Here is an 18,413-nt window from a genome sequence, read left to right as displayed (position 1 = left end):
CGCCTTCGCCTGACGCGCGTGGCGGGTGAGGCTGGCTTCGCCTGGGTCTGAACGCCTTCCGTCGGGCGCGTCTGACCAATCCTTTCTTCCGTCTTTCCTTCAATCGTCATCCTCGAGGTCCAATGGCCACCCTCGTTCTCGGCGCGGCCGGCGCCGCCATTGGCGGCAGCATCGGCGGCGCGATCCTCGGCGTCAGCGCCGCGACGATCGGCGGCTTCATCGGCTCCACCATCGGCTCGGTCGTCGACAGCTGGATCATCTCGTCGCTGGCGCCGACGCAGCGCATCGAGGGCGCGCGGCTCGACACGCTGCGCATCACCTCGGCCACCGAAGGCGCGGTGATCCCGCGGCTCTACGGCCGGATGCGGATGGGCGGCAACATCATCTGGGCGACCGATTTCCGCGAGGAGACGAAGACCACCACGCAGGGCGGCGGCAAGGGTGGCGGGGGCGGCAAGGTCAAGACCACCGAGTATCTCTACTACGCCAGCTTTGCCGTGGCGCTCTGCGGAGGCCCGATCACCGGCATCGGGCGCATCTGGGCCGACGGCAAGCCGATGGACCTCTCCGGCGTCAGCTGGCGCTGGTATCCCGGCGACGAGACGCAGACGGCGGACCCGTTCATTGCGGCGAAGATGGGCGTGGCCAGCACACCCGCCTATCGGGGCACGGCCTATGTGGTCTTCGAGGAACTGGCGCTCTCCACCTATGGCAACCGGCTGCCGCAGCTCTCCTTCGAGGTCTTCCGCCCGCTCGCCGATCCCGAAACCGCCGAAGGGTTGACGCAGGCCGTTACGATGATCCCGGCCTCGGGCGAGTTCACCTACGCCACGGCAGGCATTCGCAAAGGCAGCGGCGGAGCGCAGACCCCGGAGAACCTGAACGCGCTCTCGGACACCGCCGACATGGTGCTGGCCTTGGATCGCCTGCAGGCCATGGCGCCCAAGGTGGAGAGCGTCAGCCTCGTCGTCGCCTGGTTCGGCAACGACCTGCGCGCGGGCGAGTGCACCATCCGGCCGGGTGTCGAGGTGTCAAAAAAGACCACCAGCCCACAGACGTGGAGTGTCAACGGGGTCTCGCGTGCCGAGGCACACCTCGTCAGCCGGGATGAGCAGGACCGCCCCGTCTATGGCGGCACGCCCGCCGACTTCGCCATCGTCGAGGCGATCAAGGAGATGAAAGCCCGCGGGCTGCGCGTGACGTTCTACCCGTTCATCCTGATGGACGTGCCGCCCGGCAACAGCCTGCCGAACCCGTATTCCGACAACGCCGCCGAGACCGGTCAGCCCGCGTTCCCCTGGCGCGGCCGGATCACCTGCTCGCCCGCAGTGGGCTATGCCGGCAGCGTCGACAAGACTGCCGCTGCGGCCGCGCAGGTGTCGGCTTTCTTCGGCAGCGCCAGCCCATCAGACTTCGCGGTCTCGGGCGAGACCGTCTCCTGGACCGGCGCGGCGGGCGATTGGGGCCTGCGCCGCATGGTGCTGCACTATGTCCATCTCTGCGCGGCGGCGGGCGGGGTCGACGCCTTCCTGATCGGGACCGAGATGCGCGGGCTGACGACGATCCGCTCGGGCGCGTCGAGCTATCCGGCCGTGCAGGCGTTTCGCGATCTGGCGGCCGACGTCCGGGCCATCCTCGGCGCCAGCACGGACATCAGCTACGCCGCCGACTGGTCGGAATACTTCGGGCATCGGGCTCGTCGTATTCGATCACGCTGGTTATGTAGTCATAGCTAAGCCCGTGAAATCCGTAGCGCCGTATGCCGTTGTCATAGAACTTTTGGGGCAACGCGAATGTATCGTTGACCCATGGGTGCCCGCGATGGAACGCGGTGTCGAAACACGCCACCTGAACAGCGTCGGCAAACAGGCCGCGTGCGGCGGCGATGCCAGCCAGGTTATGCGGCTGGTGTAATGGGGCCAGCGGGATCAGATCTGTCAGTGCGGCCTCGATCCCCGGCGTGACAATCACCGGTTCCGCGAAATCCGGACCGCCATGAACCACACGATGCCCGACACCGGTGATCGTGATGCCGTCAAGATACGGCCCAAGTGCATTGATGATACATTCAAGTGCCGCGCCGTGAGTGGCCACATCGCAGGGCGTTTCTGTCGCGGCGTCATCCGTCCCAAGGATCAATCGCGAGGTAGAGCCAATGCCGTCAACCTGCCCGACCACCAGCAATGCAGGCTCCTGTGTGTTGCGGTAGAGGCCGAATTTCAAAGATGACGACCCGGCGTTGAGCGTCAGCAATCCGGTCACGGGCGTTGGGCCGCGCTAAACAGGGCGGCAATCGCGGCAGAAGCGGTGCGGGTTTTCACGTCATCGGCCCGGCTGGTCAGGATGATCGGCACGCGCGCGCCGAGGACGACACCGGCGGCTTCCGCCCCTGCCAGATACATCAACTGCTTGGCGATCATGTTGCCGGCTTCAAGGTCGGGCGCGAGCAGTATGTCCGCCTGCCCCGCGACGGGCGACACGATGCTTTTGGTGGCAACAGCACGCAATGAAATCGCATTGTCGAAGGCCAGAGGTCCGTCAAGAAGTCCGCCGGTGATCTGTCCGCGATCCGCCATCTTGCACAGGGCTGCAGCCTCGATCGTGGATTGCATGCGCGGGTTGACGGTCTCGACCGCCGACAGGATCGCCACCTTGGGCACTTCGATGCCGATGGCGCGGGCCAAGTCGATGGCGTTCTGGATGATGTCGGCCTTGGTCTCAAGGTCAGGCTCGATGTTGATCGCGGCATCGGTAATGATGAGCGGTTTGGGATAGGTTGGCACGTCCATGACGTAGACATGGCTCATCCGGCGCTCGGTGCGCAGTCCGCCGGTCTTGGACACAACGGCGGACATGACCTCATCGGTATGCAGGGCGCCTTCCGTGCCCACGACGAACACGGGAAGCCGGATATCACGCAGTGACACATGGTGCCCATCCACGTGAAAGCGCCCCGCAGCAAGGTCATTGTTGAGGAACATGTGCCGCAGGTATTCCGAATGCATGCGCGCGGGCATGCGCGTGGTGTCGGCATTCCACGCCATGAGGTCATTCATCGGAAGATCGTCTTCCCCCAACAGGTATTTGCGCACCATCTGCGACCAGATCAGATCATTGGAGCGCAGCATCTGAAAGGCGCTCATCATCTGGCTGGCGTCCAGATAGCCCTGTTCCTGCATCACGTCTTCGAGGAACGACACCTGGCTTTCATTGATAAAGAGGCTGAGTTCACCCGGTTCGCTGAAATCCGTCTGCGCCGCAAATAATGTCATGCTGGCCAACCGATCATTACCATCACGCGCCATGGTCGCCGCGGCAATCGACAAGAGCGTGCCGCCGAGGCAGTAACCAGCACTATGCACTTTCTTGGCGCCGGACTGGCTTTCGATCACGTCCAAAGCCGCACGCGGCCCGAGGTCGAGGTAATCCTGCATACCGTAATGCGCGTCCTCTGCCTTGGGGTTGCGCCATGAGATCATGAACACGGTAAAGCCTTGCTCGGTCAGGTAGCGCACGAGTGAGTTCTCGGGGCTGAGATCGAGGATGTAGTATTTCATGATCCAGGCTGGCACGATCAGGATGGGTTCTGGATGAACCGTGTCGGTTGTTGGTTCATACTGGATCAGCTCTATCAGATGGTTGCGATACACAACCTTGCCCGGCGTGGTCGCCACCGCCTCCCCGACCTGACTGTTTCCGGCGGGGGTCGGCCCGTCCTTGATGTCGCGAAATGCGCGTTCCAAGCCGTGATGGATGTTCGCCCCGCCAGTCGCCAAGGTTCGGGCCAAAACGTCCGGATTGGTGATCGGGGAATTGGACGGTGCCATAGCGTCGAGGATCTGCCGCGTCACGAAGGCCACGGAGTCTTGTCGAGATTGTCCAAGCCCGGGAACGCTTCGCGCCGCCTGATCTGCAAGCTCTTCAAGCAACAAAAATCCTTGCGCCATAGCCGCGAAAGGCGGTTGGCTCCACCCGCGACCACGAAACCGACGGTCAGATTCCGCTGGTTCAATGGGTTTCAGATCCGGGTCATCCGGGCAGCCCGCCGAGACATAGCGCGCCCATTGCAGCCAGCTCTCGGTCGCCGACTTGACCATGTCGAGTTGAAGGTCGGGCGCCATCGCAAAATGCACGGCCCAATCACTCCACATGGCCTGGATCGATGCACGAGAGCCACCAAGCGACAACGTCGCCAGCTTTTTGCGAAGGGGCCGTTGCGGGTAATCACCTGCATAGGTGTCGTCTGTGCTGGATCGCTCGGATTTCAAATCTTTCATCGGGTCCCGCCTGGTTCGTCATACGTGTTCCCTGCGTAGGACTGTTACATGACAGGCAAATAACAGTTTGAAAGAACCCGCATCCGTCGCGGCCGGGTGCAATTGTCAATTTCCGTTAAGGTCGTCTGATAGGAAGAAATTGCCGCCGCGGCGAAAGTCCCTTTTCCGCCGCTTTTGTGGAAAAACACCCGTTTGCGATTGCAGAAATGGGAAGCTTTGGTGGAGCGCGAGCGCCTTTCCTATCAGACTTTTCGCGTTTGCTGCGGTGCGGGAAAGACCTTGGCCAATTTCCGGAGGTTTTGGGCGGTGGCGGCGAGGAGGAATTCGTCGTTTGCGCCGCATGGACCACGTAATCGGAGGCGGCCCAGGCCGAGGATACGTTTGAGGTGCGCGAAGAGCATCTCAACCTTCTTCCGAAGCTTCATTGAGACGTCGTATTGGCGGGTCTTGGCCCCTCTCATGCATGTAAACATGCACTGCCGGGCAGTGGATGTCGCGGGCGACCTGGCGGGCGTCTTCATGCTCTTCGCGGGTGATCTTGCGCGCCTCGGCGTTGGGGCAGCATTTGGCTTTGGATGGGCACGCTTGGCAGACGTCCTTCAATGCGCGGTAACGGGCTGTGCCCTTGCCGGTCGGTCCCCGGTTCGGGTCGGAATAATTCCGTCGGAACTGCTTCAACTCGTGACCCTCTGGGCAGATATATTGGTCGTTATCGGCGTCCCACTCGAACTCTGCCCGTGTCCAGGTGCCGTCGCTGCGTCCGGACTTGTCTATAACCGGGATGTGGGGCGCGATCATGCGGTCGACCAGCCAGCCCAGCATCGGTCCGGTGCCGTAAGCCGTATCCGCGATCAGGCGTTCGGGGTGCAGATCGAACCTTCCCTTCACCCGCTTCAGCATGGTCTTGGTCGATCCGACCTCGGCCTGCCGGATCGACCTCGTGGCTTCCAGATCGACAATCACGCCATGATCCGTGTCGATCAGGTAATTGTCGGAATAGCTGAAGAAAGCAGGGCCCTTGCGTGCCGCCGTCCATTGGCTCGCTGGATCGGAATGCGAGGTGAACTTGAGCTGGACATCGCTGGCCGCGCCAAACGCGGCCTCGTCGAGCGTGTCGAGATACTCGCGGACCGCGCGGGGCGCGTCAGCGGGATTGATGCTCGACGCGTCCCATTCTTCCTTCGGGGTTGAATTCTGCTTGTTGGCATCCGCCTCGATCAGGCTGGCGTCGATGGCCATGCGTTGACCGCTGACCAGACCTTCCGCGATGCAACGCGCGACGGTCGTCTCGAACAGGTGGCGCAGAAGTTCGCTCTTGCGGAAACGCCCATGTCGGTTCTTGGAAAACGTCGAATGATCCGGCACGCGGTCGTTCAGATCGAGGCGGCAGAACCAGCGATACGCGAGGTTCAGATGCACCTCTTCACAAAGTCGCCGCTCGGACCGGATACCGAAGCAATATCCGACCAGCAGCATCCGGATCAGCAGCTCGGGATCGACCGACGGCCAGCCGGTATGGCTGTAAAATTCGGTCAGGTGGGCACGGATGTTGCTCAGGTGGACGAACCGATCAATGGAGCGAAGAAGATGGTCTTGCGGAACCTGATCTTCCAGCGAGAACTCATCGAACAGCGCCGCCTGAGCTTCCTGTCTTGGTCCCATCATCGTCAATTCTCCCGCTCGTCGAGAGAATTGAATCAGCAGGATGTCCCTCGATCAAGTGCTAGTTTTTCAACAAAATAAGCCCGAAGTGGACAGTCGTCAGGCAATTCTCTTCCATTGAGGAAGTCTTGATGACGGGTGGGAGGCCTGTTCACGTAGTTACGCTTTCTTGTTGTAGAAATGGTGGACCTACCAGCGATAAAGGCCCCCTGAGCTACAATTGGGCGGGCGAGGATTGGACAAGCGAGCCTCGAGTAAGAAGCAATAGAGGAAACAAGCGTCGCGCTTTGGCAGGATTGTTTAGAGAAGAAGCTGCCTTTGATTGACTCACCAAAGCAAATCTGAGTGGCTAGCTTCTGAAAGCCATTTAATTTTGTCGCAGACGATATTTCCAAGAGGGAGTCGCCAGGATGTCAGGACAAAAGAACTCCGGTGACGGGTCGGTTTGGTCCACTGGCGCAGGTGGTGAATTTCCCAATGGGCGTGCTTTCGCGGCTGTGAAAGAAGATGGCTCCGTCGTCACTTGGGGTGATGCCAGGTTTGGCGGAGACTCCAGTGCGGTGGCGGACGATTTGTCCAGTGGCGTCGCAGATATTTTCTCGACTGGCAGCGCTTTTGCAGCGCTGAAAGAGGACGGCTCGGTCGTCACGTGGGGCAGCGACTCTAGCGGGGGAGACTCCAGCGCTGTGGCGGACGAGCTGTCCGGTGGCGTAGCGGTCGTTTACTCGCATGGTAGCGCCTTCGCAGCGCTTAAAGAGGACGGCTCGATAGAAACATGGGGCGGTTGGCTCGGCAACTCAAGGGAAGTGACGGATAATCTGTCCAGCGGCGTGATAGAGGTTTTTTCGACTTCGAGGGCCTTTGCGGCGTTAAGCGAGGACGGTTCGCTTGTGACGTGGGGTTTCGCTCCCTTCGGCGGCTATTCCGGCGATGGGGCTGGTCCTGGCTTCAACGGCGTGTTGGCCGGCAATCTGTCTGGTGGGGTAACAGCTGTTTCCTCGACGAATACCGCCTTTGCGGCGCTCAAAGACGACGGGTCGGTCGTGACATGGGGCAGCAGCAATTGGGGCGGTGATTCCAGCGCGGTGAGGAGCGACCTATCCGACGGAGTCACTAATATTACCTCGAACCGTGGCGCCTTTGCGGCGTTAAGCGAGGACGGTTCGGTTGTGACGTGGGGATCGTCTTCCTTCGGTGGAGACTCCACGGCCGTAGCGAGCGATCTGTCTTTCGATGTCATAGAAATATACTCGAATACACAGGCGTTCGCGGCGTTGAAAGAAGACGGCTCGGTCGTGACATGGGGTAGGGATGTTTGGGGCGGTGATTCCAGCGCGGTTGAGGACGAGCTTTCCGGCGGTATTACGGAAGTGTTCTCGACTGGAAACGCCTTTGCGGCGCTGAAAGAAGACGGCTCCGTCGCAACATGGGGTCAAGCTAGTAATGGCGGGGATTCCAGTGCAATCGCCAGCGAGCTGTCCGGCGGCGTGACAGACATTTTCTCGACTAGAGACGCGTTCGCGGCACTGAAAGAAGACGGCTCGGTCGTGACTTGGGGGTGGGGCGACACGGGCGGTGATTCCAGCAGGGTTGAGGACGACCTGTCCGGCGGCGTGACGGAGATTTTCTCGACTGAAACCGCCTTCGCAGCGCTGAAAGAAGACGGCTCGGTCGTCACATGGGGTGACGGCGACGATGGCGGAGATTCCAGCGCAGTGGCTGATGAGCTATCCTCCGGTGTTGTCACCCTCGCCTCGCCTTTCGCGGACCAGGACATCGGCACCGGCGCGAATGATGGTGATGACACCTCAGGTCCCGGGGCGGGAGAAGATAGTCCCGGCGACGTCGACCCGGAACAGCCAGATGATCCAGAAGATCCGGTGGTCCCCGACGACCCAGAAGTGCCTGAGGACCCTGAAACGCCCCCCTCTCTTTATCAGCCAAGCACCGAGGACCTTGAGATCGCGGCACGGCTGGTCGCTTATCAGAGTCTGGGGGATCAACCCAATGATTATCATGCCTTCGGAAGCGCTGGAACCGAGAGCACCTATATTCTTGAGCAGGGTTACGAGTTCGAAGTGCTGTCACAGGGCAGTCCTGATGAAGGGCTTTTCGCGGTTGGCATGACCTCTCCGACGGCAGAGCCAATTCTGGCCATCCGGGGGTCATCCAACGCAGATGACTGGGCCTCTAATTTTGAGCCTGATGGTGTTGGGCGGTCGCAGGTTGATGAGAGCTGGGATGATATTGTTGACTGGATCGCGCGCAATACCGAGCAGGGCCAAGCGCTGAATATTAGTGGTCACAGTCAAGGTGGCGCACAAACCCAATACATTGCTTCCAGACTGCAGTCTGAAGATGAGCCCACACTGAGTGATCTATCGCTTGGGACAATCGCAACATTCAATAGCCCCGGCATTGATCAAGATTTGGCGCAGGCCTTTGATCCGGATGACGACGTGCGAGACTCGGTTCACTTTGTCACAAGCGGAGACTTGGTTCAGTTAGCGGGCGATGCTTACATCTCAGGCCGTGTTGAATACGGAATTTTCGATAAGATTACGTCAGATAATGATCTCGAGGGATTGGTGTCCGGGTCCTTGGTTGGTTTCATCACGGATGCTCATACGGGCTACTGGTTCCAGGATGAGTTGTATACCAGCATCGGGACAGTGGAGAATAATAGCTCTTCAGAGATCCGACCGCTCAGCGATTACCAACTGTTGTCCACAAGCACAAACTCCACGGAATTTAGTGACGAGAGCTTTTCGTTTCTGGGGTCAACGACAGGTGATGTGCCAATCACCAATTTCGATTTTGACTATGATACATTTTTACAAACGCTGGACTACAGGGTGGATATTGCGTCAAGCTTTTTATCGTCGTTGCCAGTTGCGGCTCCTTCAGCACCAATAGCGATCGCCAAGTTTGCATTTGAATCCGCCGTAGAGACTGTCGAACTTCGTTACGGTTTGGAGAATCCATTCGAAAGCCTTGCTTTAGAAGATTTGCTCGAAACCCGAGGCTCTGTTGAAGATACGCGGGATATTATTGGGCCAACTTTCGAAAACTTGATCCCCGCAGCAGATACCATTTTCGATTTTGTGTCGAACAGGTGGGAAGACCTACAAAACGTTCCGGAGAACGTTTGGTCTACACTTGGAATAAACCCTAGAGAAGCGGGGGAAGGATATATCACTGGCGCTCGGGACGCAGGTGAACGGTTCGGCAACTGGGTGCAAGATCGATTTGAAGATGACGCTGTATATACGAATGCAGGTGTCAACTATCACGCAGGCACGACGCCAGCGTTCATGTCGACGGGCAATGGTGAAGATACGCTGATATCGGAAGGCGATGGCAGTGTTCTGCAAGGTGGGGCCGGCGACGACGACCTCGAAATCAATAACGGTGAAAACATCATCTTTGGGCTGCCAGAGGAACTGGACGGAGATCAGGTTTCAGGCTTTGGGGAAAGTGATCTTCTGTTCTATACCAATGCACGGTTCAGTGATGAGGAACTGAGTGTCGAAGAAGGCTCGGCCATTCTGAATGTGGATTCCGATGCAGATGGTGAGGTAGACAGCGTTGTCACGCTCGAAGGCGACTACGACATTGATGCGTTCAAAGTGACCGACATGGAAACTGGCACGGGTATAACGTATGAGCCAGAAAGGCCGACCGTTCCATGCTTCACACCAGGATCGCTGGTCATGACAAAGCGCGGGCTCGTGCCCGCAGGAGATATCTGCGAGGGAGACCTGCTTGTCACACGTGATCATGGCTACCAGCCAGTCAATTGGGTCGGTCGCAGGGCTCTCTCGCGCGAAGAGATTGTTCGCCGAACACATCTCGCACCGATCCTGATCAAGCGCGGTGCCCTTGGTGCCGGTATCCCGGAGCAGGATATGATGGTGTCACCGCAGCACAAGATGCTGTGGATGTCGGCCTCTTCTTCGGTTTTCTTTGGTGATCCTGAAATATTCGTGGCGGCAAAGCATCTCACCTATCTGCCGGGCATCGAGACGATATTGGCAGACAAGGTAGTTTACCTCCACTTCCTGTTTGATCAACATGAAGTTGTTCTGGCTGATGGCGCGTGGAGTGAGAGCTTCAACCCGGGCCAAAATCTTCTCACCGGGATGGATAAGGAACAATCCAGCGAGTTGCTCGCGCTGTTTCCTGATTTGCGTGACGATCAGAAAAGTTCAGCATTTCTTTCTGCGCGCCGATCTCTGAAGCGACATGAGACCGTGCTTCTTGCCTGAAAGGTCAGTTTTTGAACAATGCTGGCTGCCTCTACCCGTTTGCAGCGCGGGCCACCAATGTCGGGTCTAGCTCGCCTTTGCCGCCCGGCGTTGCCAACGGCACCAACTTTGCAATGTCCGCTGCCTGCGCATTCTGTCCTCTAATTTGTCTCGAGCTCATCAAAAGTTGCCATTGATCTTTCATAGCCTTTGCCGCTTTTCGCCATGGTTCCCCCGCAAATTGTCTGGGTAACAAGAGGGAAGTGAACGATGCGAGATACCTACCTGAGCAGGAGCCATCTGGAACAGAATTCGGAGACAATGAGTCGAAAGCGTAAGCCTCATCAGTTTCCCGAACTGGTTGATGATAGAGACTTTGGACGCGCCTACCCAACCTACGAAACCCTCTCGGTTCGTGGTGTCCTGCGCAGGTTGTTCTCTAAGTGAACGATCAAGAGTTCTCATTGGCTGCCGCTATCCCTTGTTGCGGCAGTGACCTGCCACGGAATTTTCCTTCCATTTGGAATTACAGTCCGACCCACCGAAGGGACGGACTACCGGACAATGAAGCGAACGAGATACACAGAAGAACAGATCATCGGCACCTGACCGAGCATGAGGCCGGTGCGAAGTGCGCCGATCTGTGCCGCAAGCATGGCATGTCGGAAGGCACCTTCTACGCCTGAATGGAGATGTCCGGGGTCCCCAGGTGATCTCTCGCTCCTGAAAAGCGGTCAGATACTCGAACCCGGGATTGCCCGGATAAAGCACATGCTGGCTTTCAGCTGGTTCAACTTGCCCCAGAATGTTGATACAGCCTCGAAACAACAACAAGGTGCCGCAAAAGACGTTCCACTTTGGACGTGTCAGCTAGAGGTTTCCAGTAGGAACTTGAAACGACGCACACCTTCCAGGGTTCATTTACGAAAGGATTTCGACATGAATGTATCAGGCAAGAAAGCTGTAATCTTTGGCGGCACTTCGGGCATTGGTCTTGCGACAACACAGATGCTGGCTGATGGCGATGCAACGGTCGTAGCGGTTAGCCGCGATCCCTCCAAGGCGGGAAAACTGCCTGCCAATGTCACGACACGATCCTGCGATGTTCTTGATGAAGCAGCAGTCGCGGCTCTGCTAAATGACCTCGGTCCAATCGATATCCTGGTGAGTTGCGCAACGGGTGGCGAGCGCGCAATCGGTCCTTTTCTCAAGATGGACATGGACGGCTACAAGGCTTCCTTTGACAAGCTTTGGGGGTATGCCAACGTCGTCAGACATGGTGCCGGCCATGTGGTTGACGGCGGTTCGATCACGCTCGTGTCTGGTGCGCCAGCGCGCAATTGCCAACCCGGGCAGAGCGCGCTTTCCTCTGTCGGCAGCGCGGTAGAAGCCATGGCGCGCGCGGTGGCCCGCGAGGTTGCGCCTCGAATTCGTATAAACGTGGTTTCCCCCGGTATCATTGATACTCCAATGGTGTCTGCGCAAGGCGCTGAACGCAAAGCGCTTTATGACGATATGACCCAAGACCACCTTATCCCTCGTGCTGGCACAGCCAATGAGGTGGCAGAGGGGATTTTGTTTGTGATCAAGAACGACTTTGTAACCGGCACGACCGTGGATGTTGATGGTGGTTGGCTTCTGAGTTGAGTTCAGCGTGGTGTGGCCCCTCACAAGAGGGCGGCCACCTCCTTCCCGCCGGTGAGGATAATGCGCGTCTCGATATTCAAAATTGCCGGCGCTCAGGGTTCCAAAGTCGTCCACATGAGCCGTTTCGATGTTTGAAGCGATGACATCGAGATAGCTTGTGAGGTTCAAAAAGAACTTTAACTCAGCGCATCCGGGGCGATGCTCCTCAACCGTCGGTCAAAATGACTTAATGGGTCGACGCGGCGTGGGCGTCGCGATTCATTTTCCGACAAGAGTTCAGATTTTGGTGCCGGCCTCTGTTTCAGATAGTCGCTGAAAGCGCTCATAAAGGAAACAACATCTGCTTCGGACCAATCCTGGGGGTTGAAGGCTGCGAGCGACAGATGAGGAACAAGCTTGAGTCCTCGAAGTGTCTCACCTTGCGTAACTGCTGCTGTCATATTCCAATCCGGAAACCACCGGCCCTTCAGCTTGTGGGCCGTCAGAAGTTTGATGTCAGTGTGTCGGTCATCCTGAAAAATTCGCTCGACTACGGCGCGCACAGTTAGTGGGTCGCCTTCGAGCCACTGCAGGTAATTATTGTTGTCATATACTAGGGCACCGGTAAGGCCAGCTTGCAGATTATTGCCCTGCGAAACTTTGAGTATATCGTCGATCGTCTTGAACGAAAAGCCGACCGGTGTGGAGCAATATGCGGTTCCGATAATTTCTGTCATCTGCCTGCCCTTCTTTTTTGTTAGCAGGTTTGGATGCTAGCGCATCACGGATCCTGCATCTTCTTTTTGTCCAAGCTTAACCTCAGACCAAACTGTTTGGCGGCTTGGAGCAGTTCGCAAACTGAATTGCCATCAGAGGGCACAAAGTTCAAGCAAGCGTTGTCCTTCACGTCCTTTATACCTTCAGTTTCAGGCGAAGGGTCGCTCGTATCCCTTCGAGGTCCGGCGGCGCCAAAGGGCTTCGCCTATTCCCGCTTCCAGATAGTTCCCCGATCCTGAATGGCTGTCACATACTCGAACCCGAGATCGCCCGGCTAAAGCACATGCTGGCCTGCGTGGGTGTAACGCCAGGCGCGCAGGCGTATGGGGGTGGTTTGGCCATTCTCCAGCATATCCTCGGCGATATCGTCAACTTTTCCTGGATCCAGGGTCTTTTTGCGTTTGACCGGGACGCGGACGTCGGCGATGGCGAATATTTCTTTAACCAACATGGCATCAATCTGCACCGGAGCACAGCATTTATGCAAGCCGCTGTTTCTATGGCGGAGGCCACGACCGGCCCGGAGCTGCCGTCCATCAGTAGCACCGATGCCGCGCCGCAGCTTCCCCAGACCGGTCATTCATGCTTCGCGCAGAATTTTTGAGCTCCGAGTGGCGGCAATGCGGGACGAAGCGGACCTTGCCGCTTGCGTTTAGATGCGCGATATACTTCTGTCCTCAGGAGTTCATGCCTAGCTTGGAGGTCTGCCCCATTACCAGTGTGTCGAACGCGACGGTTGAGCTATATAGGCTTGCATTGAACGCAATGAAGAGCCTCAACGACCGCGAAATCAAACAGTTTTTTAGGCAATTCTCTCAATCCTACGATCTGATCCCATATCGGGTTCAAAACGAGCGCCCGGATACCGACTTGCCTGACTGCCATCAATGCGGACATCCTGCGCTGAACCGGCTCTGCACCGCATTTATCAATGCGTATGATAAGGTTGCTTGGGGAGAAGGCTACTCCGAGCAAGAGCTTGGAAAAACTGAAAAGATCGGGGGATGGGTCCCGCTGGCAACTTCGGATGGACCAATCGCCGTGAACGGTGCGTTGCTGGCGCTTTCGGTCCTTAACGCGCATGCCCATTATCCGACACACAGGCACGGACCACGTGAGATGTATGTCACTGTGTCTGGAGGCTTCTGGTTCGAGCGGATCGGGAAAGAACGGGTTTGGGTCCGACCCGGCGAAGTAGTCTTTACAGAACCGAACGAATTACATGCTCTCCACAATGGGAATGCCGCAACATTAATGATCGCCTGCTGGGTCGGCGGAAGCTACGAGAAGTCCGAAATCGTCGCTTGAGGTAGCCAATCATAAGTGGTCTTTAGGTGGGGCTTTCGAAGATCAAAATCGGCTCGAAGCGGACTTGCGGCGGCGGAGCGCTGCGAGCGCTCGGCATGTCAGATCGGCTGTCGCGAGCGGGCTTATCGCCGTAGTGACATGTTGGACAAGAGACGGGAGATGATGGAGGAGTGGGCGTGTTTCTTGAGCAAAAACACACATGAATGAAAACACATTCGACGCGAAAATCACTCTATGCAAAAGCGAAATCCATGACTCAGCCAATCGCGCCAGCGAAACCTTTGTAGCTAAGCTAGGACAAAAATCTCAAGAAGATCGCCCAGCCGTGGTTCATGTAGATTCGGGGGACGATTATTCGTTTCTTCAGGGTAGTGAGCATCTGTGGCCAAACAGCGACTAATGGTTGGCAGAGCGCCCGGTTAATCCACGATAACCAAATCGCGGGGAAAATTCGTAAGAACTTCGCAGCCCTTGTTAGTTACGCGTATGCTGTCGCTGATCGCCATGCCGAACTCCTCTCGGAACATGGTCGGGATCACGTGGAAAGTCATGTTTTCCTCGATGACGAGTGGGTCGTCGGGCCGGATGGCGTAGATGTGACCCTCGGCCCAGTTCGGCGGGAAGCCGATGCCGATGCCGTAGGCCATGCGGCTCTTGAAGTATTTTCCGAGCCCGAGCCGCTCGACCTTGCCGCGGCAGCGCCTGTCGATCTCGCCCGCGGTCTCGTTGGGCCGGATCGTGGCGACGGCGGTCTCAAGCACCTCCGTCAAGGCCTCGGCGGTTGCCTTCTGCTCATCGGTCGGAGGGCCCACCACGGCGCAGCGCGACATCATCACGTGATAGCGGTCGATGCAGCCGGCACCTTCGAGCAGCACCACGTCGCCTCGCTCGATGACCTTGCGCTTCCAGAGCGCGAAGCAGAGCGCGGAACGCTTGCCGCTGACCACCATCGGAGGGTGGCCGATATATTCGCTGCCGGCGGCGATGGAGCCGCGATAGAGCGCGGCCGCAACCTCGTTGTCGGTGCGGCCCGGCGCGATGGTGTCGAGTGCCTCTTTCATGCCGGCCTCGACGGCGTGGGCGGCGGCACGCATCCGGGCGATCTGCTCGTCGGTCTTGATGCGCCGGGCGGGCTCCATCGGCCCGATCCAGGCGACGAGCTCGCCCGTGACCTGGCCGGTGAGGCGCAGGTAATCCTGCACGCTGAGCTGGCGCGACGTGGGTTCGAAGCCGATACGTGCTGCGCCGGCCGTGTTCAGGAAACCGGCGAGCACATCCACATGATCCTCGGTGTCGCGGATCGCAACGGCATGGGAGATTGTCGGCAGGGCATTGGCCATGTCGCAATTGACGACGCGGGTGATCACCACCGGCAGCCCGCTCGCCGGCACGAGCATGGCCTGGAAGGTGAAATATCCGATCGTCTGGTAGCCGGTGAGCCAGAACATGTTCTCGGGGTCGAAGATAAGCGCGGCGTTGAGGCCCTGCCTGCGCAGATCCGCTTGCACCATGTCGAGGCGGGGAGTGTAGCTTTCCTCGGGAAACGCCAGTTCCCCGGGCCAGAATCTTCTCTGGCGCTCCGTTGGCGCAATGTCGGAAATCACGTGCACGCCTTGCTCCTCCGCTCACGCCTCCCAGGCAGGCTTGGCCGATAGGGTGGAACGTGCTATCCATTCCGTCAATTCGAATTAATTGTCTCTAGGAGCAATAAAAGTTATGACGCCGCGACAGCTGGAAGTGTTCAGGGCCGTGATGCTCACAGGCTCCATCACCGCCGCGGCGGAGCGGATGCATGTGAGCCAGCCTGCCGTGAGCAAGCAGATCCAGTTGCTGGAAAGCGCCGTGGGTTTCGCACTCTTCCAGAGGATGGGAAACCGGCTGCACCCCACCGCCGAGGCGATGCTGCTATTCGACCAGGTGCAGACCGTCTATACCGGGTTGAAGCAGATCGAACGCTTTGCCGCGTCGATTCGCGAGAACCGCGCCGGCGAGGTTTCGGTCGGGTCAATGCCTCTGCTTGCGCATTTCTGGCTTCCGCGCATCGTGGCCGATCTCATGCAGAACGCGGTCGACACCACACTTTCGTTACCAGTGCGCAGCACCGACTGGCTCTTGCGGGCCGTGGCGGCGGGCCGCGTAGATATCGGGCTCTGTCTTTCCGATCCGCACGCGACGGATGTGGACTCGGTGCCGCTCATGAAGTTGCCGCTCGTCTGCCTTGTCCGTCCGGGGCACAGGTTCGAGCAGCAGTTGAATATCGCGCCGCATCAGCTGGAAACGGAGGCCGTGGTCGTTTTGCGCAGTTTCGACGGGCAATCGGTCGATGCCTTGCGGGTGCCGGAGGTGCGGCGTCGTGGGGCGGCTTCGCTGGAGGTTTTTACCACGGCTGCGGCGGGTGAAATCGTGCTGGCCGGGTTTGGCGTGGCGATCGTGGACGCGCTCACCGCCAGGTTCTACGAAGAGCGTGGGCTCGTGGCGCGGGCGGTGGAGACGGACGCGCAGTTCGACCTGTCGCTGATTTCGACAAAGTCGCGCAAGCACACCCGCATGACGGACTTCGTGCGCTCCGAGATCCTCCGGCTTGCCCAGAAGACGGAGCTCGAGCTTGGCACGCAGTATGCGTTGCGCTGAGACTTGCGCGCCGATTGCCGAAAGGGGGCAGCGTGGAGTTTCCGGCTGACGGGTTTCGCACGGGCAAGCGCCCCGCCCGTCTCAAATGTGCCCCTAACTATCGCCGGCGCCGCTTATGACCTTTGGGCCAGGTGCCCGGAGTATAACTTTATTTTAGATTAAGATGAGATATTAGTATTATGATTGTTGGTTGATGCGACGCACTATGCCGGGGTGAGATGGCGCTGCGTGGCACTGAAGAAGACAGCGGCCTCAATACGCGAGCCCCGGTCTTGACAGTCTCGGGCGGTGGACGACGACAACCAACAACGGGAGACAAGACATGACCTTTTCGAACATATCGCGTCGCCAAAGCCTGCAGATCGGGCTGCTCGGCGGCCTTTCCACCATGCTCGCGCCGCGCATTTCATTCGCGGCGCAGACATGGGACATGCCTGCGGCCTACAGCGCGGGGAATTTCATCTCCAAGTCCTACGTGTCCTTCTCTGAGAAGGTTGCCGAGAAATCCAGCGGAGAGCTGCAGATCACCGTTCATGCGGGGGGCTCGCTCTATGGTGGCTCCGATATTCTGCGGGCGGTGCGCGAAGGGCAGGTGCAGATCGGCGCGCGCTTTCTTGCACCCCATGCGGCGGAGGCGCCGGTTCTAGGCGTGGATACCGTGCCCTTTCTCGCCACCGACCGCGACGAGGCGCGGCGGCTCTACGAGGCATCGCGGCCCTACCTAGAGGCCGCGCTGGAAGAGCGTGGTCTCAAGCTGCTCTTCGCGCCGATCTGGCCGCCACAGGGGCTGTTCTCTGCCAAGCCAGTCAGCTCGGTGGCCGACATGGAAGGCGTCCGCTTCCGCGCATATGATGGTTCGACCACGCGCCTTGCCGAGTTGATGGGGGCCGTTCCGACCAAGACCGAAGCAGATGGCATCGCGCAGGCCTTTTCCACCGGGCAGGCCGAGGCGATGACGGCCTCGGGTGCCATCGGCGTCTTCCAGAAGATCTGGGATTACGTGAATTACTTCTACACGATCAACGCGTGGATGCCGAAATCCGGCGTGATCGTGAACCTCGATGCGTGGAACGGCCTCGATGACGCCACCCGCGCGGCGGTGCTCGAGGCCTCCGCCGAGACGGAAGCCGCCGTCTGGGACGAGATGGAAGTGCAGAATGCCGGCTATATCGAGACGATGAAGGAAAACGGCATGAAGGTTGAAGCGCCTTCGGACGAGCTGATCAACGGGTTGCGGCAGATCGGCGCGACCATGGCCGAAGAATGGGCCGCAAGCGCCGGCGAGGTGGGCGAGAAGGTTCTGGCAGCATATCGTGGCTGACCCCGAACGCCAGGATGGTCAGGGCGCGGTTTCGCTGGTCGAAGCCGCGCTCGACAGTCTCTACCGTTTCTGCGGCGGGCTGGCCGCGCTGGCCATCGTGCTCATTGCTGTTTTCGTCGCGGTGAGCGTGGTCTCGCGCCTTCTTGGGGTCTACATCGGCGGGATGACCGAGGGGGCGGGCTATGCCATGGCTGCCGCAGGCAGCCTCGGCTGCGCCTATGCCTTCGGGGCGGGCGCGCATATTCGCGTGGATCTGGGGCTGAACGCCTGCCCGCAGCCCTTACGCTGGAGGCTCGACCAGTTTGCTACCGTGCTGGCGGCCATAACCGTGTGCTTTCTGGCTTACTACCTGGTGCGCATGGTGCGCATCTCGTGGAATTTCGGGGATATCAGCGACGGCTCCGACGGGTTGCCGCTGTGGCTGCCGCAACTGCCCGCCGCGATCGGATTCGTGGTCTTCGCCATCGCACTGGTGCACGGCGCCCTGCGCTACTGCCTCACGGGCCAGAGCCTTGTGAAGGACAGCGACGAGGCCCTGCTCGAACGGCCCGAGGAGGATTAGGG

General features: G+C 58.9%; 11 protein-coding genes and 3 pseudogenes. 9 read left to right on the top strand and 5 right to left on the bottom strand.

Features of this window, described 5'->3' with window-relative positions; translation table 11 throughout:
- Window positions 1-122: 122 nt before the first annotated feature.
- Window positions 123-1,694 (top strand): annotated as a pseudogene (locus V8359_RS16200) (baseplate megatron protein TIM-barrel domain-containing protein); the annotation flags it as partial.
- Here the strand turns inward: V8359_RS16200 and V8359_RS16195 are convergent.
- The 3 genes and pseudogenes from V8359_RS16195 to V8359_RS16185 all read right to left on the bottom strand — a co-directional run bounded on the left by V8359_RS16195 (window position 1,654) and on the right by V8359_RS16185 (window position 5,942).
- Window positions 1,654-2,262, bottom strand: a complete 609-nt coding sequence (locus V8359_RS16195; protein ID WP_336430108.1) for a hypothetical protein — start codon at window positions 2,260-2,262, stop codon at window positions 1,654-1,656. The pseudogene V8359_RS16200 and the gene V8359_RS16195 sit on opposite strands and share 41 nt — an antisense overlap.
- On the bottom strand, window positions 2,259-4,277 hold the full coding sequence (locus V8359_RS16190; protein ID WP_336430106.1) for a bifunctional enoyl-CoA hydratase/phosphate acetyltransferase: 2,019 nt from the start codon (window positions 4,275-4,277) through the stop codon (window positions 2,259-2,261). Before V8359_RS16190 ends, V8359_RS16195 begins: the two co-directional genes overlap by 4 nt.
- Window positions 4,278-4,519: 242 nt before the next feature.
- Window positions 4,520-5,942: pseudogene (locus V8359_RS16185) on the bottom strand (IS1182 family transposase).
- Window positions 5,943-6,349: 407 nt separating this feature from the next.
- Between V8359_RS16185 and V8359_RS16180 the strand changes: the two are divergent.
- The 3 genes and pseudogenes from V8359_RS16180 (at window position 6,350) to V8359_RS16170 (ending at window position 11,833) form a co-directional block, all read left to right on the top strand.
- On the top strand, window positions 6,350-10,207 hold the full coding sequence (locus V8359_RS16180; protein ID WP_336430105.1) for a Hint domain-containing protein: 3,858 nt from the start codon (window positions 6,350-6,352) through the stop codon (window positions 10,205-10,207).
- Window positions 10,208-10,750: 543 nt separating this feature from the next.
- Window positions 10,751-10,866: pseudogene (locus V8359_RS16175) on the top strand (transposase); the annotation flags it as partial.
- Between the two features lie 91 nt (window positions 10,867-10,957).
- Window positions 10,958-11,833, top strand: coding sequence for an SDR family oxidoreductase (locus tag V8359_RS16170; protein WP_336430104.1), 876 nt, complete (start codon window positions 10,958-10,960; stop codon window positions 11,831-11,833).
- Between the two features lie 176 nt (window positions 11,834-12,009).
- Here the strand turns inward: V8359_RS16170 and V8359_RS16165 are convergent, their stop codons facing one another.
- Window positions 12,010-12,549, bottom strand: a complete 540-nt coding sequence (locus tag V8359_RS16165) for a BLUF domain-containing protein (RefSeq protein WP_336430103.1) — start codon at window positions 12,547-12,549, stop codon at window positions 12,010-12,012.
- A 323-nt stretch (window positions 12,550-12,872) separates the two neighbouring features.
- Between V8359_RS16165 and V8359_RS16160 the strand changes: the two genes are divergently transcribed.
- Together V8359_RS16160 and V8359_RS16155 are read left to right on the top strand one after the other, a co-directional pair.
- Window positions 12,873-13,193: a hypothetical protein gene (locus V8359_RS16160; RefSeq protein WP_336430102.1), complete on the top strand. Its 321-nt coding sequence runs from the start codon at window positions 12,873-12,875 to the stop codon at window positions 13,191-13,193.
- A 161-nt stretch (window positions 13,194-13,354) separates the two neighbouring features.
- Window positions 13,355-13,897, top strand: coding sequence for a dimethylsulfonioproprionate lyase family protein (locus V8359_RS16155; protein WP_336430101.1), 543 nt, complete (start codon window positions 13,355-13,357; stop codon window positions 13,895-13,897).
- A 419-nt stretch (window positions 13,898-14,316) separates the two neighbouring features.
- Here V8359_RS16155 and V8359_RS16150 read toward each other — a convergent pair whose 3' ends face one another.
- Window positions 14,317-15,507 (bottom strand): M24 family metallopeptidase, encoded by a 1,191-nt coding sequence (locus tag V8359_RS16150; protein ID WP_336430100.1) that lies wholly within the window; start codon window positions 15,505-15,507, stop codon window positions 14,317-14,319.
- 106 nt (window positions 15,508-15,613) lie between these two features.
- On the opposite strand from V8359_RS16150, the gene V8359_RS16145 reads away from it, so the two are divergent.
- From V8359_RS16145 to V8359_RS16135, 3 genes are all read left to right on the top strand, one after another.
- On the top strand, window positions 15,614-16,528 hold the full coding sequence (locus V8359_RS16145) for a LysR substrate-binding domain-containing protein (RefSeq protein WP_336430099.1): 915 nt from the start codon (window positions 15,614-15,616) through the stop codon (window positions 16,526-16,528).
- Between the two features lie 322 nt (window positions 16,529-16,850).
- Entirely contained in the window at window positions 16,851-17,849 is a 999-nt protein-coding gene (locus tag V8359_RS16140) for a TRAP transporter substrate-binding protein (RefSeq protein ID WP_336430098.1), read from the top strand.
- On the top strand, window positions 17,842-18,411 hold the full coding sequence (locus V8359_RS16135; protein WP_336430097.1) for a TRAP transporter small permease: 570 nt from the start codon (window positions 17,842-17,844) through the stop codon (window positions 18,409-18,411). Before V8359_RS16140 ends, V8359_RS16135 begins: the two co-directional genes overlap by 8 nt.
- Window positions 18,412-18,413 lie beyond the last annotated feature (2 nt).

This window comes from Roseovarius sp. E0-M6 (genome assembly GCF_037083845.1).
In the GTDB taxonomy this organism is placed as follows: domain Bacteria; phylum Pseudomonadota; class Alphaproteobacteria; order Rhodobacterales; family Rhodobacteraceae; genus Roseovarius.
Note: the sequence above shows the minus strand (reverse complement) of the source record. Positions and strands in the feature narration are given on the sequence as shown.

Excerpts from the sequence above, each read along its gene's own strand:
- V8359_RS16190 (WP_336430106.1), bottom strand. The coding sequence starts at position 4,277 with ATGAAAGATTTGAAATCCGAGCGATCCAGCACAGACGACACCTATGCA.
- V8359_RS16160 (WP_336430102.1), top strand. The coding sequence starts at position 12,873 with ATGCTGGCCTGCGTGGGTGTAACGCCAGGCGCGCAGGCGTATGGGGGT.
- V8359_RS16165 (WP_336430103.1), bottom strand. The coding sequence starts at position 12,549 with ATGACAGAAATTATCGGAACCGCATATTGCTCCACACCGGTCGGCTTT.
- V8359_RS16145 (WP_336430099.1), top strand. The coding sequence starts at position 15,614 with ATGACGCCGCGACAGCTGGAAGTGTTCAGGGCCGTGATGCTCACAGGC.
- V8359_RS16140 (WP_336430098.1), top strand. The coding sequence starts at position 16,851 with ATGACCTTTTCGAACATATCGCGTCGCCAAAGCCTGCAGATCGGGCTG.
- V8359_RS16155 (WP_336430101.1), top strand. The coding sequence starts at position 13,355 with ATGAAGAGCCTCAACGACCGCGAAATCAAACAGTTTTTTAGGCAATTC.
- V8359_RS16170 (WP_336430104.1), top strand. The coding sequence starts at position 10,958 with ATGCTGGCTTTCAGCTGGTTCAACTTGCCCCAGAATGTTGATACAGCC.
- V8359_RS16180 (WP_336430105.1), top strand. The coding sequence starts at position 6,350 with ATGTCAGGACAAAAGAACTCCGGTGACGGGTCGGTTTGGTCCACTGGC.